The organism is Kribbella catacumbae DSM 19601 (assembly GCF_000372465.1).
Lineage (GTDB): Bacteria > Actinomycetota > Actinomycetes > Propionibacteriales > Kribbellaceae > Kribbella > Kribbella catacumbae.
This window is the reverse complement of record NZ_AQUZ01000011.1, coordinates 25,489-51,525: the sequence shown is the minus strand read 5'-3', so window position 1 is coordinate 51,525 and position 26,037 is coordinate 25,489. Positions and strand designations below refer to the sequence as shown.

At 67.8% G+C, this 26,037-nt stretch carries 21 protein-coding genes; 16 read left to right on the top strand and 5 right to left on the bottom strand.

Annotated features, from left to right (window positions below; all coding sequences use genetic code 11):
• The first annotated feature begins 2 nt into the window (after positions 1-2).
• Entirely contained in the window at positions 3-1,151 is a 1,149-nt protein-coding gene (locus A3ES_RS0113875; RefSeq protein WP_020387428.1) for an NAD(P)/FAD-dependent oxidoreductase, read from the top strand.
• 46 nt (positions 1,152-1,197) lie between these two features.
• Here A3ES_RS0113875 and A3ES_RS0113870 read toward each other — a convergent pair whose 3' ends face one another.
• Positions 1,198-2,394: an RNA-guided endonuclease InsQ/TnpB family protein gene (locus tag A3ES_RS0113870; RefSeq protein ID WP_020387427.1), complete on the bottom strand. Its 1,197-nt coding sequence runs from the start codon at positions 2,392-2,394 to the stop codon at positions 1,198-1,200.
• Between the two features lie 104 nt (positions 2,395-2,498).
• Here A3ES_RS0113870 and A3ES_RS0113865 point away from each other — a divergent pair, with 104 nt between their 5' ends.
• Positions 2,499-3,755, top strand: a complete 1,257-nt coding sequence (locus A3ES_RS0113865; protein ID WP_020387426.1) for an ATP-grasp domain-containing protein — start codon at positions 2,499-2,501, stop codon at positions 3,753-3,755.
• Between the two features lie 28 nt (positions 3,756-3,783).
• On the top strand, positions 3,784-5,574 hold the full coding sequence (locus A3ES_RS0113860) for an ABC transporter substrate-binding protein (RefSeq protein ID WP_020387425.1): 1,791 nt from the start codon (positions 3,784-3,786) through the stop codon (positions 5,572-5,574).
• A 72-nt stretch (positions 5,575-5,646) separates the two neighbouring features.
• Here the strand turns inward: A3ES_RS0113860 and A3ES_RS0113855 are convergent, their stop codons facing one another.
• Positions 5,647-6,891: a cytochrome P450 family protein gene (locus tag A3ES_RS0113855; RefSeq protein ID WP_020387424.1), complete on the bottom strand. Its 1,245-nt coding sequence runs from the start codon at positions 6,889-6,891 to the stop codon at positions 5,647-5,649.
• Between the two features lie 230 nt (positions 6,892-7,121).
• On the opposite strand from A3ES_RS0113855, the gene A3ES_RS0113850 reads away from it, so the two are divergent.
• Positions 7,122-8,414 (top strand): MFS transporter, encoded by a 1,293-nt coding sequence (locus A3ES_RS0113850; RefSeq protein WP_020387423.1) that lies wholly within the window; start codon positions 7,122-7,124, stop codon positions 8,412-8,414.
• A gap of 129 nt (positions 8,415-8,543) precedes the next feature.
• On the opposite strand, the gene A3ES_RS0113845 is transcribed toward A3ES_RS0113850, so the two are convergent.
• On the bottom strand, positions 8,544-9,959 hold the full coding sequence (locus A3ES_RS0113845; protein WP_020387422.1) for a hypothetical protein: 1,416 nt from the start codon (positions 9,957-9,959) through the stop codon (positions 8,544-8,546).
• 127 nt (positions 9,960-10,086) lie between these two features.
• Here A3ES_RS0113845 and ddaH point away from each other — a divergent pair, with 127 nt between their 5' ends.
• Genes ddaH through A3ES_RS0113815 form a run of 6 tightly spaced genes read left to right on the top strand, consistent with a single transcriptional unit; the run spans position 10,087 to position 15,453 of the window.
• On the top strand, positions 10,087-10,968 hold the full coding sequence (ddaH, locus tag A3ES_RS0113840; RefSeq protein ID WP_020387421.1) for a dimethylargininase: 882 nt from the start codon (positions 10,087-10,089) through the stop codon (positions 10,966-10,968).
• Positions 10,965-11,300, top strand: coding sequence for an avidin-fold protein (locus A3ES_RS0113835; protein WP_020387420.1), 336 nt, complete (start codon positions 10,965-10,967; stop codon positions 11,298-11,300). Before ddaH ends, A3ES_RS0113835 begins: the two co-directional genes overlap by 4 nt.
• A 44-nt stretch (positions 11,301-11,344) precedes the next feature.
• Positions 11,345-11,809: a cobalamin B12-binding domain-containing protein gene (locus A3ES_RS0113830; RefSeq protein ID WP_020387419.1), complete on the top strand. Its 465-nt coding sequence runs from the start codon at positions 11,345-11,347 to the stop codon at positions 11,807-11,809.
• The gene (locus A3ES_RS0113825; RefSeq protein WP_020387418.1) at positions 11,806-13,149 is read left to right on the top strand and encodes a hypothetical protein; all 1,344 of its coding nucleotides are present in this window, start codon (positions 11,806-11,808) and stop codon (positions 13,147-13,149) included. Before A3ES_RS0113830 ends, A3ES_RS0113825 begins: the two co-directional genes overlap by 4 nt.
• Positions 13,146-14,159 (top strand): asparagine synthetase A, encoded by a 1,014-nt coding sequence (locus tag A3ES_RS0113820; RefSeq protein ID WP_020387417.1) that lies wholly within the window; start codon positions 13,146-13,148, stop codon positions 14,157-14,159. Before A3ES_RS0113825 ends, A3ES_RS0113820 begins: the two co-directional genes overlap by 4 nt.
• A gap of 28 nt (positions 14,160-14,187) precedes the next feature.
• Positions 14,188-15,453 (top strand): APC family permease, encoded by a 1,266-nt coding sequence (locus tag A3ES_RS0113815; RefSeq protein ID WP_020387416.1) that lies wholly within the window; start codon positions 14,188-14,190, stop codon positions 15,451-15,453.
• Here A3ES_RS0113815 and A3ES_RS0113810 read toward each other — a convergent pair.
• The gene (locus tag A3ES_RS0113810; RefSeq protein WP_157630501.1) at positions 15,438-16,460 is read right to left on the bottom strand and encodes a M10 family metallopeptidase domain-containing protein; all 1,023 of its coding nucleotides are present in this window, start codon (positions 16,458-16,460) and stop codon (positions 15,438-15,440) included. The genes A3ES_RS0113815 and A3ES_RS0113810 overlap by 16 nt on opposite strands.
• A gap of 138 nt (positions 16,461-16,598) precedes the next feature.
• Between A3ES_RS0113810 and A3ES_RS0113805 the strand changes: the two genes are divergently transcribed.
• On the top strand, positions 16,599-17,858 hold the full coding sequence (locus A3ES_RS0113805; RefSeq protein ID WP_020387414.1) for a glutamate synthase-related protein: 1,260 nt from the start codon (positions 16,599-16,601) through the stop codon (positions 17,856-17,858).
• On the opposite strand, the gene A3ES_RS47135 is transcribed toward A3ES_RS0113805, so the two are convergent.
• Positions 17,855-18,601 (bottom strand): AfsR/SARP family transcriptional regulator, encoded by a 747-nt coding sequence (locus tag A3ES_RS47135; RefSeq protein WP_020387413.1) that lies wholly within the window; start codon positions 18,599-18,601, stop codon positions 17,855-17,857. The two genes, A3ES_RS0113805 and A3ES_RS47135, sit on opposite strands and share 4 nt — an antisense overlap.
• A 351-nt stretch (positions 18,602-18,952) precedes the next feature.
• On the opposite strand from A3ES_RS47135, the gene A3ES_RS0113795 reads away from it, so the two are divergent.
• The 5 genes from A3ES_RS0113795 to ctaD all read left to right on the top strand — a co-directional run bounded on the left by A3ES_RS0113795 (position 18,953) and on the right by ctaD (position 26,026).
• The gene (locus A3ES_RS0113795) at positions 18,953-20,233 is read left to right on the top strand and encodes an ATP-grasp domain-containing protein (RefSeq protein ID WP_020387412.1); all 1,281 of its coding nucleotides are present in this window, start codon (positions 18,953-18,955) and stop codon (positions 20,231-20,233) included.
• A 21-nt stretch (positions 20,234-20,254) separates the two neighbouring features.
• Entirely contained in the window at positions 20,255-21,598 is a 1,344-nt protein-coding gene (locus A3ES_RS0113790; RefSeq protein ID WP_020387411.1) for a SidA/IucD/PvdA family monooxygenase, read from the top strand.
• 10 nt (positions 21,599-21,608) lie between these two features.
• Positions 21,609-23,072 (top strand): cation:proton antiporter, encoded by a 1,464-nt coding sequence (locus A3ES_RS0113785; RefSeq protein ID WP_157630500.1) that lies wholly within the window; start codon positions 21,609-21,611, stop codon positions 23,070-23,072.
• A gap of 245 nt (positions 23,073-23,317) precedes the next feature.
• Complete coding sequence (locus A3ES_RS47130) at positions 23,318-23,938, top strand: RNA polymerase sigma factor (protein ID WP_020387409.1); 621 nt, start codon at positions 23,318-23,320, stop codon at positions 23,936-23,938.
• A 327-nt stretch (positions 23,939-24,265) separates the two neighbouring features.
• On the top strand, positions 24,266-26,026 hold the full coding sequence (ctaD, locus tag A3ES_RS0113775) for an aa3-type cytochrome oxidase subunit I (protein ID WP_026162846.1): 1,761 nt from the start codon (positions 24,266-24,268) through the stop codon (positions 26,024-26,026).
• The last annotated feature ends 11 nt before the right edge of the window (positions 26,027-26,037 follow it).

Here is a 26,037-nt window from a genome sequence, read left to right as displayed (position 1 = left end):
CGATGCGGATCACTGTGGTCGGCGGTGGCGTGATCGGACTGCTCACCGCGATCGAGTGCGTTCGCGCGGGCGGTGAGCACCAGGTCGATCTCGTGGACGCCGGTCCGATCCCCTCACCGGCGGCCACGTCGAACGATCGGCTCCGGGTGGTTCGCGCGCTGCACCGCGGCGTACCGACGTTGACGCTGGCGGCCGCTGGCGCGCATGCGGGCTGGATGGATGTCGAGTGCCTGATCGGCACGCGCTTCTACCATCCGACCGGGGCGCTCACGGCGATGCCGGAGCAGGACACACCGGCCGAGCTCGCACTCCTCACCACGGCCGGCGCGAAGGCCTGGGCACTGTCGCCAAAGGACCTGGCCACCTGGTATCCGCGGATCCGGTTCCCGGCCGGAACCGCAGCCGTGCTGGAGGCGACGGCCGGCGTCGTGCTGGCCGACCATGCGCTGGTGGCGATGGCCCATTGGCTGGGCGCCCAGTCGCGGGTTCGGCTGCACCCACACCGGCAAGCCGTCGCGGTGTCCCAGTCCGGCGAGGCCGCGATGATCCGGTTTGCCGATGGCGAGACCCGAACCACCGACCGGGTGGTGGTGGCGGCCGGGCCCTGGTCCCGGGAGCTGCTACCGACTGCCGTCGGCTCGGACTTGACGCTCTACCGGCAAAGCGTGCTGTCGTACCGGCCGCCCACCTCGCGACGGGACTGGGCCGGGATGCCCGCTGTGCTTGGTCTCGGCCCTGCCCGCGACGCCTGGTTGATGCCGTCGGTACCGCAGTCGGACGCACCCATGCGGTTGAGTGCCGCGAGCGCCTGCCGGCCGGTCGACGAGATGTCCGACCGAGTCACGCCCGACAAGTGGCGCGAACACCTCATCGGTGTGTTCTCAAGGCTGCTGCCGGCCTTCGATCCAGCGGCTGTCGTCGGCGCCAGCGACGGCTTCTATCTGGCCGAGCGGACGCACGGCGGACCACTGCTGACGGAGTACGGCGCGGGCAGGGTGTTGGCGTTCGCGGCCTGCGGCGGGATGTCCTTCAAGTTCGCACCGCAGATCGCGCGGGCGATCGCCGATCGCGCCGTGGGTGCAACCCCCCGTCCGACCGGCCTCGACTCGATCGACAGGCCGCGACAGCTCGCCGCGGTCGGTGAGGAGTAGTGACCTTGACGTCCTCCCTGTCCCAAGGGGACGGGGATTCCAACTACTACGTGGAGGTAGCGTGTTGAGGTTCACGCTTCAGCGAGACCCGTACCGGCGTCTCTCGGCGTGCGCTGACGGCCCGTCCGGCCGCGATGTTCACTGCCGCGTTCACATCCGCGTTCGCCCGGTGCCCGCAGGCTACGCACCGGAACACCGCTTGGTTCTCACGGTTCTCCGGTGCGCAATGCCCACAGACGCTACAGGTCTGCGACGTGTACGCAGGGTTCACTTTCTCGACCCGTCCCTTGGCCTTGCGCTCCAGACGCTTCACCAGGTCACCCCACCCGTTGGCCAGGATGCCCCGGTTCAGACCCGCTTTGGCGCGCCGACGGTTCGGCAGGTACGCGCCCGGTTGGTCGGGATCGGGTTTCGGCTTGGGTCGCCTGGTCATCTGGGCGATCCGCAGATCCTCGACGCGGATGACATCGAACCGCCGCGCCAGGTCGGTGCTGGTCTTCTCCACCCAATCCTTGCGACGGTCGCCGGCCCGGGCATGCAGCTTCGCGATCGCGGCCTTCACCCGCCGATGGCGGTTGGAGCCACGCCGGCAGCGCGACAGGCGGCGTTGCAACTGCTTGAGTCGATGCTGTTCGCGATCCGACAGACCGGGGCACGACAGGAGTTCGCCGGTGGACAGGGCCGCCGACACGGTGACGCCGCGGTCCACACCGACGACCTCACCCGTACCCGGCGCGGGGATCGGCTGCGGGATCACGGCGAACGCGAGATGCCAGCGCCCCACCCGATCGCGAGTGACCCGGTACGACTTCGCAGCGGGAACGGCACGCGACAATCGGAACCGCACCCAACCGACCTTCGGCACGTTGACCGCAGCCCACTTCCGGTTGAGCTTGACGATCCGGGACGCCTGGGAACCGACGATACGGAACCCCTCGTGCAGCCCCGCCTTGCGCCAGGTCGGCCGCTGGTGGGTACCTACATAGAAGTTCCTGACGGCTTGGTCGAAGTCTCGCAGCGCCTGCTGCTGCACGGTCTGCGAGCCTGCCCGCAACCAGCCGGACACAGCCCGCGCCCCGGTCAACTGCCTCGCCTGCTCGACGTACCCCGGCGTCGCGCCTTTGTCGCGGGTCCACATCGACCACTGCTCAAGCGCCAGGTTCCACACGTACCGGGCATGCCCGCACTGCTCCAGCAACGCAGCTTGCTGCGCGGCAGTCGGATACAGCCGGAACCGGGACACGGAATCTATCCAATCAGTCGGAACCGACAGTCCTCGATCACCGAAGGGAGGCAGTCGCGGTTTCTCCCCGACCTGAAGGATGGGGTTTCCCCGCGACCGATCCTATGAAACTGCTCGCACTGGAGGCCGTGCAGAACGCCGGCTACTACCAGTCCCGCTACCACCAGGTCGAGGAGTTCGGCGGCACCCTGTTCGTGCTCAACGGACTTGGCGAACCGGACTACTGGCCGGCGGCGCGCTACCGCGTCGCCGGCTCCAAGCACATCGACCACATCATCGCGGCCGCTCGCGAGTGGCACGCCGACGAGCAGTTCGACGGCGTGCTCACCTTCTCCGAATCCGGGGTGCTCACGGTCGCCGCGGTGGCCGAGGCGCTCGGCCTGCCCGGTGTCGGCCTGGACGCGGCCAGGATCAGCCGGAACAAACTGCTGATGCGGGAGGCCCAGCAGCGCGGCGGTGCTCCGGTGCCCCAGTTCCGGCTGGTGCCGGACGTCGACGCCGCGCTCGCGGCCGCGGACGAGTTCGGCTACCCGATCATTCTCAAGCCGACTTTAGGTGCCGCGAGCAACTTCGTGTTCAAGATCAACGGACCGGACGAACTGCGCACCCGGTTCCCGCAGGCGGTCGGCGGGATGGCGCGGATGTCGTGGTTCCAGATGGAGGCCGACGGCATCGACCTCGGGCCGTACGGGTTGCTCGTCGAGTCCTTCCTGGACGGCCAGGAGATGCAGATCGAAGCGGTCGCCTGGGACGACGAGGTGTACCTGGGCTCGATCGTCGACCGGATCACGATCGAGGGCGACACCTTCGACGACGACGCGCACCGGGCTCCGACCGTACTCGGCACCGACGACCTGGCCGCCGTCCACAAGGTCGTCACCTTGGCGGCTCATGCGCAGGGCTTGCGGCGCAGCGTGATGCACGCCGAGGTCCGCTTCCACGAGGGCAGACCGCACCTGCTGGAGATCGCCGTACGGCCTGGTGGTGGCGGGCTGGACTACTTCGCCAGGCTGAGCACCGGCTACTGCCCGATCCGCGCCGCGATGGCCGTCGCCGCCGGGATGAAGCCCGACGTGCACCACTACCGCCCGACCGGTGTGCATCTGGCCGGGACCTGTCTCATCGGCGGACCTGGCCGGATCGAGGAGATCACCGTGCCGCCCACGGTGTCCGAGTCCGACCGGGTGTTCTTCCTGAAGATCACGGCGAAGCCGGGCGACGTGGTCCGGCGCCCGCCGGACGGCAACAACATCCTCGGCTTCCTCTGTACCAGCGGACCGACTTTCGACGAGGCGATCCGGACGGCGTACGAGTTCGCCGGGCAGATCGACGTACGCCTGGCCCTGCCGGCCTCGACCTGACTGATTCAACCCACGAGAGGTGACCTGGATGTCCACTGCGTTGACCGACGAGCACTCCGACCAGCCGTCCGGGGCCGGCCGGCCGATCAAGGGTGGCACTGTCACCTGGGCCTGCAACCCCGGCTTCCCGCCCGCTGCCATCTTCCCGTTCACACCCCGGGAACGGATCGGCATCCGGAACCTGTACGAGTTCCAGATCCTGATGTTCCGGCCGCTGTTCTGGCTCGGCAAGGAGGGCGCGCCCGAGGTCGACTACGACCTCAGCCTGGCGTACCCGCCCGAGTGGAGTGACGACGGGCTCAGCGTCACCGTCACGCTGAAGCCGTGGCAGTGGTCCAACGGCGAGCCGATCTGTGCCGACAACGTGATGTTCTGGGTGAACATGATGGCGGTCAAGGGCGACCGGCTCGGGTACTACGTGCCGGGCTACTTCCCGGACAACCTGTCGTCGTACGAGAAGGTTGCCGAGGACAAGGTCCGGTTCACCTTCGACGAGGTCTACTCCAAGACCTGGGTGGAGATGAACCAGCTGTCGCTGATCACCCCGATGCCGAAGGCCTGGGACCGGACGGCGGACGGACCGGCGCGGGCGTCCTTCGACAAGGACGACATCCCGGCCGTCTACGACTACCTGGTGTCGGAGAACGGCGACTGGACCGAGGAGGCCAACCTGCACCGCGGTGGCTGGGCGGACAGTCCGGTGTGGAGTGTGGTCAACGGCCCTTGGAGGCTGAAGAGCTACACCGTCGACGGCATGGTGACCTTCGTTCCGAACGAGCAGTACTCCGGTCCGAACAAGCCGCACCTGGCCGAGTTCCGGCAGGTGCAGAACGACACCGACGAGCTGATGTACGAGCGGTTGCTGGCCGGCCCGGACGCACCGGACGGGATCCAGATCGGTTACCTGCCGCCCGGGATGGAGATCACCGACGGCAGCCCGGACCCGCTCGCCGACCAGTACCGGGTGGTGCCGCAGGACGTTTTCGTGGTTAGGTACATGCCGTTCAACTTCGACAACGACTCCACCGCGGCGGCGATCTACAAGCACACCTATGTCCGGCAGGCGCTGCAGATGTGCCTGGACCAGGACCGCATCATCAGTGAGGTCTTCAACGGCAACGCCTACCGGATGGACGGCCCGATCCCTCCGTCGCCGGCGAACCCGCACGTGTCGCCGAAGCAGCTCAAGGACCCGATGCCGTTCGACCCGGCGGCCGCCAACGAGCTGCTCGAGGCGCACGGCTGGGACACCAGCACCCTGCCGGCCGGCTGTGTGCAGCCTGGTGAGGTCGCCGGTTGTGCGGGCGATGGCGTCGAGATCGGCGACCGGATGTCTTTCACGATCCGGTACGTCGAGGGCAAGGACGCGCTGCTCCGGCTGCTGGAGATCTTCAAGGAGGACGCCGGCAAGGCCGGGATCGAGCTGAAGCTGGAGCCGGTCTACGGCTCGGTGATGGTGGCCGAGGACCACGCCCCGAACCAGCCGGCCAAGCGGTTGTGGGAGATCAACACCTGGAACGGCGGCTGGTCGTACTACGGCCACCTGACCGGCGAGATGCTGTTCCGCACCGGCGGCGGCAGCAACTTCGGCGACTACTCCGACCCGAAGGCCGACGAGCTGATCGACCGGACCGTGCACAGTGACGACCCGGAGGCGTTGTACGAGTACCAGGACTACCTCGCCGAGCAGGTGCCGACGATCTGGTCGCCGGGCTTCCCGAACCGGATGTTCGAGGTCGCGAAGAACCTGCACGGCGTCCAGCCGGTCAACCCGTACGGCCTGATCAACCCCGAGGACTGGTACTACGTCGAGGAGTGATCCACTCCCCCCGGCAACGAGAACGCCGCTCCAGCCGAATCGGCTGGAGCGGCGTTTCCTTTGCCTGAGGGCCTAGGACTTCGGCGGAAGGGTCGAGGCCGGCAGGTGGTGCATGCCGCGCAGCAGTGTGCTGGGCTCCCACTCCAGGAAGCTCGCGTCGGCGGTCATCCGCAGCTCCGGGAAGCGTTCCAGCAACCGGGTCAGCGCGATGTTCGTCTGCATCTTGGCCAGCGGCTGGCCGATGCAGAAGTGCGGACCGTGACCGAACCCGAGCACGCCCTTGGGATGGCGGTCCAGGTCCAGCTTGTTCGCGTTCGTGTACTGCTCCTCGTCCCGGTGCGCCGACAGGATCGACAGCGCCAGGATGCTGTTCTCCGGCACCACGGTGTCGCCGATCTCGATGTCCTCCAGGGAGAACCGGAAGGTGGCCACGCCGACCCCGCCGTCGTACCGCATCAGCTCGTCGATCGCGTGCGGCATGATCGACAGGTCGCCGCGCAGCCGCTCCATCGCGTCGGGGTTGCTGAGCAGGCTGAGGATGGAGTTCGACAGCGTGTGCTGCGAGGTGATGTGGCCGGCCACCGTGTAGAGGAAGATCATCGCGACGAGTTCGTCGTCGGTCAGCCGGTCGCCGTCCGGGTTGCCCTCGATCATCGCGCTGACCATGTCGTCGCCGGGGTTCTTGCGCTTCATCTCGATGATCGCGTGGCCGTACTCCTGCACGTTCTTCGAGGCGTTCTCGACCACCTCCGGCGGGTGGCCGGCACCGACCAGCTCGACCGCCCACTGCTGGAACCGTTCCCGGTCCTCGAACGGGATGCCGAGTACGTCGCAGATGATCACGATCGGCAGCGGCTGGGCGTACTCGGTGACCAGGTCGACGTCGTCGCGGCCCTCGAGCTTGTCCAGGTACTGACCGACGAGCTCCTCGATCCGGTCGCGGAAGTTCTCCATCCGCTTCAGTGTGAAGGCCTTGCTCACCAGCGAGCGCAGCCGGGTGTGCCGCGGCGCGTCGGTGTTCAGCATGTGCTGGGACAACTCGTCGTCGAAGCCGACGTCGGGGTGCTCGTCCTCGACGTAGGTGCCGGTGTGGCGGGCGAACATCTCGTTCATCCGCGTCCCGTCCTTGCTCACCCGGGGGTCCTGCAGCAGGGCGCGTACGTCGGCGTACCGGGTGACGAGCCAGACGTCGGCTCCGTGCGGGAAGACCACGTGATGCACGCGGCCGGCCTTCCGGTAGGGCTCGAGAATCTCGTACGGCCTCTGCATGAAGTCGTCCGGGATTCGATCGAGGTCCTTGTGGATTTCGATGGTCATAGGGGTCCGATCCTCCTGCCTGCAGGGCATGTCGAAACAGGCGTACATACGCTCCGCGTTGTCTCGCCGTCATCCCAGAAGAGGCAGCCGGGAGCCGCCCTTGATACGCCTTGTTTTGTTGCCTTTAAACCCTGTCGGTGAGGCCCTGGGCGCGGTAGCGTGCGGGACCAAATGTCCACCGGCAACCGCCGGAGCATCACGTCTGCCCGGACCAAGGGGTGAAGTAGCTAATGAGTGAAGACCTCGACCGCGAACCGGCTGCGGCCGAACAACCGGGCGCCGGGCTCGGCGCGATCGCTACCTGGCGCCAGACGTCGCTGACGTCGAAGGCCCTGCTGTTCGGTGTGTTCGTCAACCGGCTGGGCGCCTTCCTGCAGATCTTCCTGGTGCTGTTCATGACGCACCGCGGATTCACCGTCGGCCAGGCCGGGTTCGCCCTCGGCATCTACGGTGCCGGCCACGTGCTGGGGTCGTTCGTCGGCGGCTGGCTCACCGACCGGCTGAGTGCCCGGGCGGCGACCTTGATCAGCATGCTCGGCTCGGCCGCGCTGATCGTCTCGATCCTGTACATCGACGTCTACTGGCTGATCCTGCTGGCGATCCTCGTGGTCAGCACCGTGAGCCAGCTGAACCGGCCGGCCGCCCAGGCGATGCTGGCCGAGCTGACCAAGCCAGGTCAGCTGGTGATGACGATGGCGATGTACCGGCTGGCCATCAACCTGGGCACCGCGGTCACCCCGATCGTCGGCGTCGCGCTGGTGTCGGTCTCGTACAGCCTGCTGTTCTACGCCGAGGCGGCCGCCGCCGTCCTCTACAGCGCGATCGCCTGGAGATTCCTGCCAGGCAAGGCGAGTCCGGAGGACCAGGCCGCGGCTGCTGCCGCGAGGGCCGCGGAGACGAAGCAGGGCTATCGGGCGGTGCTGGCCGACTGGCGCTACGACTTCTACCTGGCCGCCGTGTTCTTGGTGACCATCGTCTACTGCCAGTACATCGCGGTGCTCCCGCTGGCGATCGTCGACGAGGGCCTCAGCCTGTGGTGGTACAGCCTGGTCGTCTCGGCCAACGCCATCGTCGTGGCGGTGTGCGAGGTGCCGGCCACGAAGTACGTGCAGAAGTGGCCATTACGGATCACCGCCATCGCCGGCTTCGGCCTGGTCGCGGTCGGCTACGGGGTCTACGCGATCGCGCTGATCCCGGTGCTGCTGATCCTCGGCACGATCGTCTGGACGGCGTCGGAGATCATCGGCGCACCGACGACCTTCGCCTACCCGGGCATGGTCGCGCCGCCGCACCTGCGCGGCCGGTACTCCGGCGCAATGCTGAGCGTCTTCGGCCTCGGTAACGCGGTCGGTCCGGCGGTCGGCGTCTGGGCGTGGTCCCACCTCGGCCAGACCTTCTGGCTGTGGGCCGCCGGAGTAGCGATCCTGTCCGCAGTCTGCGCCCGGATCGGCATGCGCCGCCCCGACGAGGAGCCGGCCACCGACACCGTCTCTACGGGCCCCAGCACCGAACCCGCCACCTGACCCCACCACGCCCCCGCGTCCGAGCCCACCACTGGTGGGCTCGGACACCAAGTGGGGACCTTGAACAAGGTCTACCTTGTTCAAGGTCCCCGTTTCCGGTCCGAGCCCACCAGTGGTGGGCTCGCTTGCTTACTTGACCGGGAGTGCGGTGCCGGGCTCTACGTCGGAGTCCGGTGGCAGGACGTGCAGGCCGCAGCCGACGAAGCCTCCGCCGCCGAGGCGGACTACCTCGTCGGTCGACTCGACCAGAGCGGCCCGGGCGTAGACGCCGCCGAAGCCGTTGACCACGGTGAAGACGCCCCAGTTCACGATCCACGGTGCCGGGTCGCCGTCCGGCATCGGGAAGAGTTCCGGCACCGGCCGGATCCGGCGCTGGACGATCCAGGCGCCTTCGTCGAGCGCCTCCTTGACGCGTTCGGCCCACAGCTCGGCAGTGGTGTCCTCCCGCCAGCCCAGCAGCACCCCGATCCCGCTGTGCCGCTGGGTCGGCTTGAGGACCAGGTCGTCCTGGTGGCTGAGCACGTAGTCGATCAGCTCGACCTGGCTGCCGTCCTCCAGGGTCACCAGCCCGGCGCGGACCATCCGGGTCCACGGCAGGATCCGGTCCAGGCTGGCCAGCGTCTGCTCGTCGAAGTACTGGCGGTTCGCCTCGTCGGACAGCACGGCCAGTGCGCCCTTGCTGGCGAACATCTCCGAGTCCAGCGGGGTGAAGATCTTCACCTCACCACGGGCGGCGGCGTCCAGGATCGGGTCCATCAGCTGCGACGCCTCGGAGTACTCGAGCAGGTCCTCCAGCATGAACAGCCGCTGGATGATGTCGATCTTCACGTCCCCGAGCCAGACCCCGCCGTCGCGGACCTCGAGCTGTCCGATGTGGCCGACGTGCGCGTCGATCCCCATCTGGTCCAGCCGCACCGCGAAGTGCCGCATGTACGGCTCAAGGGTCTCGTAGCTGCTCGGCCAGTCCACGGTGGCCAGCACCGGCCGCCGCGACCCGCGCTCGAATCCGCTCTCCACCAGCATGTTGTTGACCTGCTCGCGCATCGTGTCCACATAGGTGAGCCGTTGCGCCTGCGCGAACTCCGCCAGTACAGGCTGGTCCAGCAGTGCGCGGGCGATGTCGGACTGGTCGATGCCACCGAGCGCGCTGCCCATGTTGAACTCGAGCAGCTTGAAGCCGGTCTCGTCCATGTACAGGTCGGCGCGACTCTGTTTGGTGACGCTGGTGCCTTGGCTGCGCAGGACGGCCGAGATCTGTACTTCGCTCAGTCCGACGGATCGGCCGAACGCGGCCACGTCACCGCCGTGCAGCTTGTCGGGCAGGCTGATCAGTGCGGAATGCATCGTCAGGATGTCGTTCGCCAGCTGCTCGGTCTCCTCGTGCCCGAGGAACAGCGGCCGGGACAGGTACCGGCCGCCGTAGAAGGACTGCAGGCCGACGGACTCCGGTTGGGTGCTGACGAGTTCGGCGGCCGAGATCCCTCGTCGCTTGATCTCGTCCAGGTATTCCGCAGTGAGTTCAGCTCGGCTCAAGCCGGTAACCATGATCAGAACCTCCGGTGGGCTGGGCGGAGTCAGAACGCTCCTGCTCGGACAGAGACCAGGACGGAGGCGTGGAAATACAGTGGGTGGCTCAAGTATCTGATCGCGGCCCTCGCGCGCTCTTGTCGGCATGGAACTCATCTCCGAGGTCGGTACCTCGACGGCCACCGCCGACAGCCCGTACGACGCCCGGACCCGGCGGAGCACCCTCCGCCGGTACCTGATGTGCCCGCCGGCCCATTTCGACGTCACCTACTCGATCAACCCGTGGATGAACCCGGGCAAGCCGACCGACCAGTCGATCGCGATGTCCCAGTGGCAGCGGATCCACGACCAGCTGGTCGAGCTCGGCCACACCGTGGACCTGATCCCGCCGCTGCCCGGGCTGCCGGACATGGTCTTCGCCGCCAACGGCGCCACCGTGTACGGCAACCAGGCCCTGGTGGCCCGGTTCCGGTTCCCCCAGCGGGACGCGGAGTCGGCAGGCTACCTGGACTGGTTCGCCGCCCAAGGACTGTCCGTCCGGCAAGCGACCAGGGAGAACGAAGGCGAGGGCGACTACCTTGCCGCCGGCCCCTGGCTGCTGGCCGGCAACGGCTTCCGCACCGACCGCCGCGCGCACGTCGAGACCGAGGAGTACTTCGGCCGGGCCGTGATCGGCCTGACGTTGGTCGACGACCGGTTCTACCACCTGGACACCGCGTTGGCGGCGCTGGACGAGCGGACCGTCATGTACTACCCGGACGCCTTCACCCCCGGCAGCCAGGCGATCCTGCGCGAGCTCTTCCCGGACGCCATCATCGCCACCTCTGAAGACGCCGAGGCCTTCGGTCTCAACGCTGTCTCCGACGGCAAGCACGTGCTGATGCCGGAAGGTGCGAGCAACCTGACGGCCCAGTTGCGGGCGGCGGGCTTCGAACCGATCGGCATGGACGTCTCGGAGCTGCTGCGGGCCGGCGGTGGCGTGAAGTGCTGCACGCTCGAGCTGCATGATCAGGTGCCCGGCCAGTGATCGACTACAACGGCAGGAGGTTCCGCGACGTCGCGCACGCCGACGGCGACGGGCCCGTCGCGGCGTACCGGCAGCAGGGTGACCTCCTCTGGGCCGACTTCAGCGGCGGCCGGGTACGGCGCGGGTCGCTGAGCGGCCTGTGCCGTCCCGATGGCACGCTCGAGTTCACCTACACGATGGTGCTTGCCGACGGCACGGTGCTGGCCGGGCACTGTGAGAGCACGCCAGAAATGCTGCCCGGTGGGCAGATCCGGTTGCACGAACGCTGGGAGCGGTACGGACCGCAGGCGGCGACCGGCGTCTCCCAGCTCGACGAGATCGTCGGCGGCTGACCGTGGTGTGTATCAGGGCTACGGAGGCCAGCACTCTCCTTGGCATGGACCACGCCGCCGCCGTCGCCGCGGACAGAGCCGTCAGCGCCGGTGATCTGTCCGTCGTGGTGACCAGTGTGTCGTCGGACTCGCACACCTGGAACCTGGTCGTCCTGCAACTGGTCCTCGAGGAACTCGGTCACCGGGTGCACAACCTCGGCGCCTGCGTGCCGGACGAGCTGATGGTCTCCGAGTGCGCTCGCCTGCGACCCGATCTGATCGTGATCAGCAGCGTCAACGGTCACGGCCGGCACGACGGGCTGCGGCTGATCGGCAAGGTCCGGGGCCACCCGGAACTGGCCCTCACCCCGGTAGTGATCGGCGGGAAGCTGGGTATCGCCGGGCCGGGCAGCGACCGCAGCCGGGCCCAGCTGAGGTCCGCGGGATTCGACGCGGTCTTCGAGGACGGCTCCGGGCTGACCGCCTTCCAATCGTTCGTCGGCCAGCTGACGGCGAGCGTGGTTAGGTGAGCCACCCGACCACCGGCTCGTTCGGTGACTTCGTCACGCGCGCTCAAAGGGCGGGCCGGCTCGTGGTCCAGCCCCGGATGGGGGTCAGCGATCCCGGCGCGATGCGCTCCGGGCTCCTGGCCACCAGGGATGCCGCAGCCACCACCGTCGGGACAATCACGCTCGACAGCTATACCCGGATGGGAGACAACGTCAACGCGCACGCCGCGCTCGCGGCCGGGGTCGAGCTGAACGGCTTTCCCATCGTCGCGCACGACGTGGCCATCACCCGGGCAGTGCTGGACGGCGTGGTCGGTGCCGACTTCCCCGTCCAGATCCGGCACGGTTCGCCGCTGCCGGAGACGATCGTCGGCGCGCTGATCAAGGCCGGCCTGCACGCGACCGAGGGCGGGCCGGTCTCCTACTGCCTGCCCTACAGCCGGGTGCCGCTGGTGGACTCGATCCCGAACTGGGCTCGCAGCTGTGATCTCCTTGCGGAGGTCAGGGAAACCGGCGTCGAGCCGCACGTCGAAAGCTTCGGCGGCTGCATGATGGGCCAGCTCTGCCCGCCCGGCCTGCTGGTCGCGTTGAGCGTGCTGGAGTGCATGTTCTTCCGCCAGCACGGCATCCGCAGCGTCTCCCTGAGCTACGCCCAGCAAACCAATCCGGACCAGGACACCGAGGCGGTGCAGGCGCTGCGCCAACTAGCCGCCCACTGGTTGCCGGACCTGGACTGGCACATCGTTATCTACACCTACATGGGCGTCTATCCACGAACGCCGAACGGCGCCACCCTGCTACTCGAAGAGGCCGCGCGACTGGCGGTCCGGACCGGCGCGGCCAGGCTGATCGTGAAGACAGTTGCCGAGGGCTACCGAATTCCCACCTTCGCCGAGAACATCGATGCGCTGGAGACCGCCGCGGCCGCCGCCGAGCGCTGTACGACGATCGCCGGCGAGGTCGCCGACACCGGCATCCACGCCGAAGCCACCGCGTTGATCGAGGCGGTGCTCGACCTCAGCCCGGATCTCGGCACGGCACTGGCTATCGCGTTCCGGCGGGGCTATCTCGACGTGCCGTACTGCTTGCACCCGGACAATGCCAGCCGGGCCCGCAGTTACCTCGACAGCGCCGGAAGGTTGCAGTGGTCCTCCATCGGGTCGATGCCGATCCGCGACGTCGTCGGGCACACCGGCTCCGGCCAGCTGACGGCAGCCGGGCTGCTCGCCTCGCTGTCGTACGTGGAGCGGACGTTCGACAACGCCAGCCTCGAGCAGGAATACCGAGCCGCGCCGGCAGGGGAAGTCCCGGCCACCCCACCGCCCCGGTCGGACGAACTCACTAAGGAGCAGAGCAGATGACGGAGACCCGGATCCCGGAGACTCAGGCCGAACCACGGCTGCCCGCCAGTCCGCGTGAGCACCTGACCTCACCGGTCACCCGGTCGGTGCTCACGATCCAGAACCGGATACTGGCCGCGACCCGCCAGTTCCTGGGCAGCCAGGGTTTCACCGAGTTGCTGCCGCCGATCATCGGACCGGTCACCGACCCGGGCGCACGCGGCGCCAAGCAGGTCGACGTGGACTACTACGGGCACCGGTACAAGCTGATGACCAGCGCGATCCTCTACAAGCAGGCGGCGCTGACCTCCTTCGACAAGATCTTCTTCATCGCTCCGAACATCCGGCTGGAGCCACTGGAGACCGCGTCGACCAGCCGCCACCTGGCCGAGTTCCACCAGATCGACATCGAGGTGGCGAACGCGTCCCGCGACGACGCCATCGGCATTGCCGAGGGCCTCGTCCGGCACGTGGTACGGCAGGTGGTGGAGGAACTGCCCGGCGAGCTCGAAGCCGTCGGCCGCGACATCGGCGCGCTCGCCGGGCTGCTGACCCAGCCGTTCGGACGCCGGACGCACGCGACCGCGGTCGCCAACCTCACGGCCATCGGGCACGCCCAGAGCCCGGACGCCGAGATCGACTGGGTCGGCGAGGCGATGTTGTCGGAGCAGGTCGAGACGCCGTTCTTCGTCACCGACTACCCGAAGGGATCGCGCGGCTTCTACGACCGGGAGAGCAAGGACCAGCCCGGCATGCTGCGGAACTTCGACCTGATCGCCGCCGAGGGGTACGGCGAGTTGTGCAGCGGCAGCGAACGCGAACAGGACTACGCCACCATCGTCGCGCGGATGCGGGAGACGGCCGAGAACCCGGCGAAGTACGCGTGGTACCTGCAAATGCTGAAGGACGGCGTGCCGCCCAGCGCGGGCTTCGGTCTCGGCCTGGAGCGGTTCACCCGGTACGTCGCCGGGCTGGACTCGGTCTGGCAGGCCAGCGCGTTCCCGAAGGTCCCGGGCATCGCCTCGCCGTGACCGCCCTGTTGCGGCGAAGATATCCCGCATGACGGATGCAACCACAGCACCGGTCGGCCGGCTGAGTCTTGGCCAGGGCACGGCTCTGTACGTCGGAGCCGTGCTGGCGACCGGTGTGATCGCACTGCCGGCTCTCGCTGCCGACGTCGCCGGCCCGGCGTCGTTGCTGGCCTGGCTGGGGCTCGCGGTGGTTTCGGCTCCACTGGCGGCGACGTTCGCCGCGCTCGGTGCGCGCTACCCGGACTCCGGTGGCGTTGCGACGTACGCGCGGCTGGCGTTCGGCGATCGGGCGGCGGCAGTCGTCGGCTGGTGCTTCTATCTGTCCGTCCCTGTCGGCGGTCCGGCCGCTGCGCTGTGGGCCGGTGGGTACGTCGAAGCAGGGCTGGGCGGCGGTGACAGCACCGTCTTCGCGACCATGCTGGCGCTGATGATCGCCGTACCGGCCACCAACGCGTTCGGCATCCAGGTGACCGGCCGGGTCCAGATCGGCCTGTCTGCGCTGCTGACGCTCTTCCTGGTCATGGCGGTCGCGCTCTCGCTACCGCACGCCGACCTGGGCAACCTCCAGCCGTTCGCGCCGCATGGTTGGCAGGCGATCGGCCCGGCGGCCGCACTGCTGGTGTGGAGCTTCGTCGGCTGGGAGGCGGTCACCCACCTGACAGCGGACTTTCGCCGACCGGCTAGGGACGTACCGCGGGCCACGGCCATCGCAGTGATCGTCGTTGGCGTGCTCTATCTCAGCGTCGCATTCGCCACCATCACTGTCCTCGGCCAGGGCGCCGGCGAGACTGACGCACCGCTTGGCGATCTGCTCGCGATCGGCCTCGGCGGCGACGCCCGCGTACTCGCTGCCGCCGCTGCGCTGTTGCTCACCTTCGGCGCCATGAACGCGTACTACGCCGGCGCCGCCAGGCTCGGTGCCGCGTTGGCCCGCGACGGCTCGTTGCCGGCCTGGCTTGACCGAGGCAGCGCCGCCGACGAGGTGCCCCGACGCAGCCTCGCCGTACTCACTGTCATGTCGATGGCGACGGCGGTGGTCGTAGTAGCGGCAGGAGTCGGCCCGTCGTCTCTCGTGCTGCTCACCACCGGGCTGTTCGTCACTGTGTACGCCGTCGGTGTCGCGGCGGCCGTCAAGCTACTCCCCCGGCGCAGCAAGGCACGCCGTGCCGCGATGGTGGCGCAGGGAGCCGTGGTGATCCTGCTATTGATGGCCGGTCCCTACTTGATCTGGCCGGTCATCGTCACCGCCGCCGCGCTGCTCTACCTCCGGCTGACCCGTCAGCGGCGTCCGTAGAGCGCTCGCATACCGAGTACGTCACCGCGTCCGAGGCTGCGCATGTGTCCACTGCAGCGTCTGATGCCGGGGAACATCGTCTGGTTGATGTCCTCGGCGGCGCTGAGGTTCACGAGACCGTAGACGTGGCCGACCTCGTGGGTCAGCACCGACTCCACGTCGTAGCGCCAGCGTTGTGGGTCTGGGGGAAAGGCCGGATCGCAAGCTGGATCCTCGCTGGGGTGGTAGGTCCAGTTGTAGTCGCTGCCGTTCATCCTGATGTCGGCCGAGACCGCCATCGTGACGCCGTGGTGCGTCTCGGCCCAGGTGCAGGTCCACGCCAGCGTCGCTTCGAGGAAACCGCCGGGCAGATCGCCCTCGTCGATCACGTTCTGATAGTCGTTGGCGCCGCAGGTGGTCTGGCCGTCGGCGTAGACGAAGTTTCCCTGCCGGGCAGTGTGGCCGATGAACCCGCCGGCCGCGCCGGTCTTGCCCCGCAGACCGCAGGTGTTGCGGCCCTGGGTGATGTTGGCTGTGGCCCGTCGGGCCGCCGCGTCGAAGTCGGCCTGACGGTCGGTGGCGAGAGCCGTGCCCTTGGTCGTGCGGAAGAGCCAAGGCCAGTACCACTTGTAGGGCCGCACCACGTAGCTGTCTCGCTCGCAAGCTCCGGGACCGGGCAGGTCGGGAAACATCGTGGGACTGTCGATCGCTTGGCCGCCGCTGGTCACGTGCCCCTGCGCGTCGGTGGTCAAGGTGTACGTCCGGGCGCCGGTCGGGTACAGCACGTCCAGCGTGACACTGCTTCCAGGCGGTTGAACGGGGAGCGGCACCCCGTCGCCGGCATCCACCAACCGGCCGACAGCGCCGCACTCCACCGCGGAGCGAGCTGCCAACGCGCCGGACTTCAGGACACCTCCCGGCAACCGGCAAGGATCTGCTGCAGCGGCTTCGGCCGCGGTCAGCGACGGGATCGAGCCGACGCCCAGCGTCAGGCCGATCAGGACTTTCATGGCGCGCGCGGATTTCATGGTTGCCCCCCGGCAGTTCTGACTTGTCCCCTTTGATGGCGCTCTTATCAAACAGAGGGGTCAGCGGTCCGGCAGTGATACCGGTTGGTCGTATTTTCATTGGCCCATCGCGGCCTCTGGTCGGCAGAGAAGGATCTCTTGAAGGAGGCCACCCTGCGCGCCGAGGCATTTCCTGAGGCAGCTGTCCGAAGCCGGGCCCGAACCGGCGCCGCGGATGCGTTCCCGCCCGCCGACGAGTACGGGCAGGCGCTGTTCGGCGCCGACGTCGGCTCTCCCGATCCGACGTGCCCGATCGACCGGCTCCGGCTGGTGCCGCCGATCTTCGTGCCACAGCGGATGGCCCAGCTGATCGAGCTGGCCCGCGAGCCGGTGTATCGCGACGTACTGCTCGAGACGACGATCGGCGGGTTCCGTTCCGCGCTGCCGTTGTACGTCTCGGCCTTCGGCTCGACCGAGGCCGCGAGCGTCGACCTCGGGATCGCCGCCAGCCGCCAGGCCGGCCGCCTCGGCATCCCGATGGTCGTCGGCGAGAACGTCATGCCGGTGAACAGCTACGGCCGGCTCGAGGCGGACGCCGAACAGTCACTGCTCGGGCGGATCAGCGCGTACCAGAAAGAGGCGCTGGACGGGTACGGCGGAGTGGTGGTGCAGCAGAGCACCGAGGACGCCGACGCCGAGGTGTGGAACCTGGTGTACAGCGACCCGAATGTCCTGCCGCTGTTGCAGTCGGGCCGGCTGGCGTTCGAACTCAAAGTGGGGCAAGGCGCCAAACCAGGCCTGGGCGGAATGACGCTGGTCGGCGCAGGCGCGGCCGAACGGCTGGCCGACGCCTATCTCCTCGACCCGGTTCTCGGCGGTGGCCAGATCCTGCGCAGCAGCAGCCCCGGTACCTTCACCGAGGAGATCCTGCGGCAGCAGATCCGGTTGATGCGCAACAACTACCCGCGGGCCCGGATCTGGGTGAAGTTGCCACCGGCCCGCGACGTCGCGGCGGCAGCACAGGTGGCCTGGGCGGCCGGCGCTGATGCGGTGACGGTCGACGGCGCTGAGGCAGGTACCGGGTGGGCTCCGCGGGCGTTCCTCCGCCAGGTCGGGCTACCCCTCGGCGAGTGCCTGCGGCGGATCGGCCACGACCGGGCCGCGCCGGATCCGTCCTGCCTACTGGTGTCCGGCCGGATGTGGGAAGGCGCGCGGGTCGCCAAGTGCCTGGCACTCGGCGCGAACGCGGCCGGCCTGGGCCGGGCTGCACTCCTTGCTGTGGACACCGACCCGGACCAGGGCCTGGTCAACCTGGTCGAATGCCTGGCGCTGGAGTTGCAACTGCTCATCAGCGCCCTCGGCAAATACAACGTGGAGGCGCTCGGTACCGAGGACGTGTGGAGTCCACTGGAAATCTAGGCCAGGTACCGCCCGCGGCCGAGCATGTCGGGTAGCTCCCGGCGCGCGTCCGGTACGGTCTGCCGACTGCGGACCAGCTCCACCAGTTCCGCGGTCGGCTCGACCCCGAGCTCGCTGGCGAGACTCCGCCGGAAGAACTCGAGCCGGCGGATCGCCTCGACCACGTTGTCCTCGGCAAGGTGAACCTCGATCAGCACCCGGGTCGCGCTCTCTCGCAACGGTTCCAGCCGCACTGCTGCCATCGCCGCTTCGATCGCCTCGGCGTACCGGCCCTCGCAGGTCAGCGCCTGAGCGGTCAGCTCAAGCGCATGCAGCTGCAACTGGCGTAGCCGCTCTCGCCCTAGCAGGACCCAGTCGTCGTACCAGCCGGGCAGCAACTCCCCCATCGTGGCGAGCTTTGGCAACAAGCCCTGGTCGGCTCCACACTCGCCGTCGTTGATCACCCGGCGGATGGCCGTGATGAGCGTGTTGACGTCGACGTCGAGGGACTCGTCCAGGCGCAGCGTCTCGTCGCCGGTGATGAGCGGGTCCCGGCTCAGCTGGCGTAGCCGCCACAGCGCTGTCCGCAGGCAGGCCTGAGCTTTGGAGTCCGACACCTCCGGCCACAGGGTGCCGGCTACCTCGGCACGGCTGGACCGACCGCGCAGTGCAACGAACGCGACCACTCGCCGCGCACTGAGCGGGATAGACAGGGTCTGTTGGTCGACGACGACTCGGAAGCCATCGAGCATCCGCAGCTTCACGGCTTGGTGACCTTCACCGTGCGGTGCCTCCGAATCCGGATGCCCCGCCCCTGTTGACTCAACCCGCATCTGACCGTTTCCCCCTTGTGGGTAGACAAAACCCACTGCCGGTGATGATGAAACAACACTGCGTTACCGCTAACAGTTCGAGGCGGATGTCACCCGGTACAAGCATCAACAACCTCCTCGTCGAGTGACCCCCGCGTCACCTGCCGTGAAGTCTGAAGCGTCAGCTAAATGAGTACAAGTCATTGGGCCAGGCAGTTCACCGGCAATTCCCGCCAGCGGGTGGCTGTATCAGCGGTGGACGGTCTACGCCTCTCGTTCGTAGTCCGATCCGAGAGGAACCCCGTGGACAACACCGATGGTGTGGTGCTGCAACTCGGCAGCGGTTTCCAGCCCTACCGGCAGTACCTGATGGAGGGTGCGGCGAAGCGCCGGCCGCTCTGGTTGATCGACGACGAACCGGCCGGCTGGCAGCTGCCCTACCTCGTCGGAAGCAGCGTGGTCGTGCCACTCGAAGGGGCAGGCCTGGTGCTCGATCAGGCCGGCCTGCTCGCGGCGGCCGAGGCCGTTGCCCGGAGCCACCGCGTCCTGGGCGTCTTCACGTACGACGAGCCGTCGGTGATCGCCACCGCACTGGTCGCGGACCGGCTCGGCCTGCCGGGCCTGACCCCCGAGGGCGCGGAAGGTTGCCGCAACAAGGTCAAGAGCAGGCAGGCGCTGACCGCCGCCGGCCTCCCGCAACCGCGGTTCGCGGTAGCGACCACGGCTGACGAGGCTGCCACCGCCGCCGCGGACATCGGCTACCCGGTCGTGGTCAAACCGCGCGGCATGGCGGCGAGCATCGGAGTCGCTCTGGTGGACGACCCGGCCGGCATCGCCGCCGCGTTCGACCGGGCCGACCAGTCCAGCCGCAGCGGCCCGGCCGAGTACCACGGCGGCGCGCTGATCGAGGAACTGGTCGACGGCCCGGAGATCAGCATCGACGGTGCGGTGGTCGCGGGTGAGTACCTGCCGATCTGCATCGCGCACAAGCAACTCGGGCCGCCGCCGTACTTCGAGGAGATCGGCCACGTCGTCGACGGCAACGACCCGTTGCTGACCGACCCCGAGCTGCGCGAACTGCTCCGGGCCGCGCACGCGGCGCTCGGCGCGCAGTACGGGATCACCCACACCGAGATCCGGTTCAGCTCCCGCGGACCGGTGGTGATCGAGGTGAACGGCCGGCTCGGCGGTGACCTGATCCCCTATCTCGGAAAGCTTGCCACCGGCATCGATCCCGGCGCGGTCCTGGCCGACGTCGCCCAGGGCATCCGGCCCCAGCTGGACTCCGGTCACCGGACCTGTGTGGGCATCCGGTTCTGCTATCCGCCCGAGGACTGCCGCGTGATCGAGATCGGCGTACCGGAGCCGGGAGCGGTTCCCGGCCTGGTGGAAGCACATCCGATGGTGGCCGCGGGAGCGACGGTACGGCTGCCACCGCGGGCCCACATCGGCCGGCACGCCTACGTCATCTGTACCGCGGACGACCCCGCAACCTGTGCCGACCGGCTGACCGCCGCGGCGGAACTGGTCGAGCTGAAGTACGAAGCCTTGAACGAGACAGAGTATTCCGGACGGCCATGGTGAGCCGAGACGTTTGGAGCCCGAATGATCAACCGTGAGGTCGAGCTGCTCGCAATCGGCGCCGGGCCGGCGAACCTGGCCCTTGCCGTCGCGATCGAGGAACTCGGAATCGACGGCCTGGCAGAGAATACGCTGGTCATCGAACGAGGTCACTCGATCGAGTGGCAACGCGGACTGCTGCTGCCCTGGACGAAGAGCCAGGTGGCCTTCGCCAAAGACCTGGTGACATTGCGGAACCCGCGCAGCGAGTTCACTTTCCTCAACTACCTGCGCAGCGTCGGCCGGCTCGACGACTTCATCAACATGGGCAGCTTCACGCCGTACCGCCTCGAAGTCTCCGGCTATCTCAGCTGGGTGGCGGAGTCGCTGCGCAAGGTGAGGCTCGAGCTCGGCTGTGAATGTACGTCGGTCACACCGGTCCGGGACTCGGCCGGCACCCTGACAGGCTGGCTGACCAAGCTCGCCGACGGCAGCACGATCTCCAGCCGGTACCTCGTCATCGGCGCAGGGCGCGACACGTACGTACCGCCGGTCCTGGCCGGCCTGCCCTCCGACCGGTTGGTCCACAGCACGCGGTACCGCACGCGGGTGACCGCGCTGGACAAGGAGCAGCCGCACCGGGTCGCCGTGGTCGGCGCCGCGCAGAGTGCGGCCGAGATGTTCCGCGCACTGCACACCGACCTGCCGGCCAGCGACGTCAGCTGGGTGATGCGGTCGATCGGACTGCGCGCGTACGACACGAACAAGTTCACCAACGAGCTCTACTACCCGTCCTACATCGACAAGGTCTTCGAGGCGCGACCGGAAGGCAGGGAGCAGATCCTGCGGGAGATGCACCTGACGAACTACTCCGGTGTCGAGACCGACCTGCTGCAAGACCTCTACACCAGCATGTACCTGGACAAGCTGAGTGGCGTGGAGCAGCGGCGGCTGGTGACGATGACCGACATCACCGGTGCCCGGGCGGAGGGCGACGAGATCGTCCTCGAACTGACCGACCGCAGGACCGACGCGGTGACAGAGCTGCGCCGGGACCTGGTCTTCCTCGGGACTGGCTTCATCCGGGAGATGCCGGCCATGGTCCGCAACCTCAGCGCTGCGATCGGACTGGACCGGATCGACGTGACCCGGCAGTACCGGCTGAAGCTGGGCGAGCCGTCGGACGCGGCCTGCTACCTGCAAGGGGTGAACGAGGCGACACACGGCATCGCCGACTCGCTGCTCAGCGTGCTGGGCAACCGGGCCGCCGACATCGCCAATGACGTCCTGGCTCGCCGGGCCGGGAAAAGAACCAACGGGATTCACCGGGCCACGGCGGAGCAACTCACTCCTGTTGCGCTGTCTGCTGACGGAGCCCTACAAACCTGAGGAGGCCGCCGTGCCTGGAACGGAAAGATCCTTGCTATCCAGGCCCGGCCGCAGCCTCGCAGCCGCCGCTTGCCTGGTCGCCGGCGCGGTCGCCTTGCTGGTTCTCGCGTACGCCGCCGGCTGGCTGACGTCGGACCGCACTTCCGTGGCCGGTTCCCTTCCACCGGCCGGCGGTCCGACGCCGGCACAGCTGATGTGGCGGCTGCTGCTGGCGATCGCGGTGGTCTGTGCGCTGGCCACAGTGTGCGGCCGGCTGGCCCGGCTGATCGGCCAGCCTCCCGTGGTCGGCGAGATCATCGCCGGTCTCATCCTCGGACCGTCGGTGATCGGATCGCTGGCACCGTGGCTGTTCGACGCCATCCTGCCGGCCGAGGTACTGCCCCATCTGGGCTTGCTGGCACAGGCCGGCCTAGCCGTCTTCATGTTCACCGTCGGCGCCGAGTTCGGTCGAGAAGGGCTCGGTCGCGATCGGGGAGCGATCGCTGGAGCCAGCCTTGCGATCATGGCGGTTCCGTTCGCCCTCGGCGTACTCGCGGCACTACCGCTCTACTCGACGCTGGCCGGCCCGTCAGTGGATCGGCTGCCGTTCATCATCTTCATCGGTACGGCGCTGAGCATCACCGCGTTCCCAGTACTGGCCCGGATAGTGCAGGACTGCGGTCTGCTCGGCACCCGGCTCGGATCACTGGCCATGCTGTGCGCCGCAGTTGCCGACGTACTCGCCTGGTGTGCACTCGCGATCGTGATGGCGATGATCCGGGCGGCGGGTCCCGGTGAAGCCCTGGTGTCGCTGACTCTGACTCTGCTGGTCGGCGGAGGCTGCCTGCTGGTCCTCCGACCGCTACTGCGGTGGCTCGCAGACCGGTACGCCGCAGCCGTGCCCACCCCGATCCTGGTACTGATGGTGCTCGGCCTGATCCTGGGCCTCGCCGCGGCGACCGACCGGATCGGAGTACACGCGATCTTCGGCGGCTTCCTGGCGGGTCTGGTGGTGCCGAAGGACTGCCTGCCGGTGCGTCAGGTGGCAGAGCAGATCGGCGGGCTGAACCGTGTGCTGCTGGTACCGGTCTTCTTCGCCTCGATCGGCCTGCAGACCGACGTCACCGCGGCGGTGTCTCAGCCGGAGGTGCTCGCTGCCGGCGGCCTGCTGCTGGTGGTCGCGATCGCCGGCAAGTTCTGCGGAGCCGTGCCGGTGGCCAAGGCCGGCGGGCTACCGGTCCGATCCGCGGTCGGCCTCGGCGTACTGATGAACGCCCGTGGGATCACCGAGATCGTCGTCCTGTCCGCCGGGCTCAGTGTCGGCATCATCAACCACAGCGCCTTCACGGTGATGGTGGTGATGGCGCTGATCACCACCATGATGGCCGCTCCGTTACTGCGTTTGCTCGGTCCGTCACTGCGGGACCCCAGCGCTACCGACCGGTTACCGACGGGTGCGTATGCCCGCGGTGACGCAACACCGCTGATTCCGTGACGGCATGACTACGCCTTCGTGACGGGGCCGGTGATCGAATAGAGGGCGAAGGCGGCACTGACGACGGACCTCGGGGGACGTGGTGAGGCACAGGGCCGTTCAACATTTTACCGGGGAGGCTTTACCGCGCCCGTAGAACGGATCGGGCAACCTGTCGGCGTCCAACCTCGCCGGCGGGACCTACCTGTGCCTTTTTGCTCCTGCATCGTCGCCAGTCCGCGAGCATCAGCGAAAGGACGTGGAGCGTGTCGACGATCTCGTTACGCAAAACCGAACGGACTGAGGGAAATCGCCGTAACAACGATTCCGGACCCTCACTCGAAGACCTTCTCGGTCGGGCCCTGGCTTCTGATTGGTCGGCATGGAAGGAGCTGGAAAGCCGCTACGGCCAGCTGCTCATCCACGCTGCTCGTGGTGTCGGACTCAGCCACAGCGACGCCGGCGACGTGGCTCAGCTGACCTGGCTCCGGTTGTGGCAACACGGTCACCAGATCCGGGACCCTGAATGCCTCCCGGCCTGGCTGGCCGCGACGGCCCGGCGCGAAGGTCTGCGACTGGCGATGAGCAGGAAGAAGTACCTCCTGTACGCCGACCCGACAGCCGAGCACAGCGATGGCCACCGCACGGCTGTGCTCGACGTCTACCCCGTCGACGGCGAATACGAGCCGACGACGGAGCAGGCCCTACGCAGGCTGCCCGGCCGCTATGAGCGGCTGATCCGCCTGTTGATGTCCGACAGCTGTCCCTCCTACACCGAGATCGCCGAAATGCTGAATCTTCCGATCGGCAGCATCGGCCCGATGCGGATGCGAGCGCTCCAGATGCTCCGCCGTACACCGGAACTGGCACCAGCCTTCGCGCCCTGACCAAACCGAAGGCACCTGCCAGTAGTAAGTCCTGACCGCCACCGCAGACGGTGGCGCGCTCGCCGCGACCGCCCCAGAGGAGCAGCCCCCGGCTCCTCTGGCCGCCGCAGTAGGCAGTTCGACGAGATCCTGTATGACGAACTCGCGCGCCGTCGCGCCGATCCGAAGCTTGCCGAGCGCAACGATGTCGACCGCCGCGTCCCCGAGGCTGCGAAATCCTGGCCACTCCCCGCTGACAGCCCGACACGGAGCCTCGGCTTCGTTTTTCTTGCTGCTTACGACTGGACACTGCGCGTCCGGAGAGGGATCGTGCAAGGGGAGACGCAAATGGCTGATGTGGCGGAGCGAATCAGTGCCGGGGCGCGTGTTACCGCGCTCCCGCGCAGGAGAAGCCTGGGCAGTGTGGTTCGCAAATGGGTGACCACCACCGATCACAAGCTGATCGGGCATCTGTACCTGATGACCTCGTTCGGGTTCTTCCTGATCGCCGGCGTGATGGCGCTGCTGATCCGCGCGGAACTCGCCGAGCCGGGTCTACAGGTTGTCAACGAAGAGGTCTACAACCAGCTCTTCACCATGCACGGCACGATCATGTTGCTGCTGTTCGCGACACCGCTGTTCGTCGGTTTCGCCAACGAGATCGTGCCGATCCAGATCGGCGCCCCCGATGTCGCGTTCCCGCGGCTCAACATGTTCAGCTTCTGGCTGTTCCTGTTCGGTGGCCTGATCACCATCTCCGCGTTCCTGACGCCTGGCGGGGCCGCGGACTTCGGCTGGACCGGCTACGCGCCGCTGTCGAACGAGGTCCGCTCTCCGGGCGTCGGCGGTGACCTGTGGATCATGGGTCTGTGGATGGCCGGGCTGGGCACCATCCTGGGCGCCGTCAACTTCGTCACCACGATCATCACCCTGCGCGCGCCCGGGATGACGATGTTCCGGATGCCGATCTTCACCTGGAACGTATTGGTCACCTCGATCCTGGTCCTGATCGCCTTCCCGATCCTCGCTGCGACGCTGCTGATGCTGGAGGCGGATCGAGCCCTCGGAGCCCACGTGTTCGACGCCGCGAACGGCGGGCCGCTGCTGTGGCAACACCTGTTCTGGTTCTTCGGCCATCCCGAGGTTTACATCATCGCGCTGCCGTTCTTCGGCATCATCACAGAGATCCTGCCGGTCTTCAGCCGCAAGCCCATCTTCGGGTACGTCGGCCTGGTGGCGGCCACCCTCTCCATCGGGGCCCTGTCGATCGCCGTCTGGGCGCACCACATGTTCGTCACCGGCGCGGTGAACCTGCCGTTCTTCTCCTTCATGACGTTCCTGATCGCGGTGCCCACCGGGGTGAAGTTCTTCAACTGGATCGGCACGATGTGGGGCGGCTCGATCTCGTTCGACACCCCGATGCTCTGGTCGGTCGGCTTCCTGGTGACCTTCCTTTTCGGCGGCCTGACCGGCGTGATCCTGGCTTCGCCGGCCTTGGACTACCAACTGTCCGACTCGTACTTCGTGGTCGCGCACTTCCACTATGTCGTCTTCGGCACGGTGGTGTTCGCGATGTTCGCGGGCTTCTACTACTGGTGGCCCAAGATGACCGGCCGGATGCTGGACGAGAAGCTCGGCAAGCTGCACTTCTGGCTGCTGTTCATCGGCTTCCACACCACGTTCCTGGTGCAGCATTGGCTCGGAGTGGAAGGCCTGCCGCGCCGCTACGCGACGTACGGGGCGAACGAGGGCTTCACCACCATGAACCAGATCTCGACGGTCGGCGCCATGCTGCTGGGCATCTCGATGCTGCCGTTCTTCTACAACCTCTACAAGTCACGCAGGGCGCCGCTCGTCGGCGTCGACGACCCATGGGGCTGGGGCCGCTCACTCGAGTGGGCGACCAGCTCCCCGCCGCCGCGGCACAACTTCGAGAAGCTACCGCGGATCAGGTCGGAAAGCCCGGCCTTCGACCTGCACCACCCGGCTGTCGCGATGGCGGAGTACCCGGACTCCGGTGCGCCGCGCGACAACCTGCTGGACGCCGGCGAGGACCAGGGCCGGGTCGAGAACCTCGAACGCAACGCGGGGACCGAGAGCAGCACGTGAGAGTGGCAACA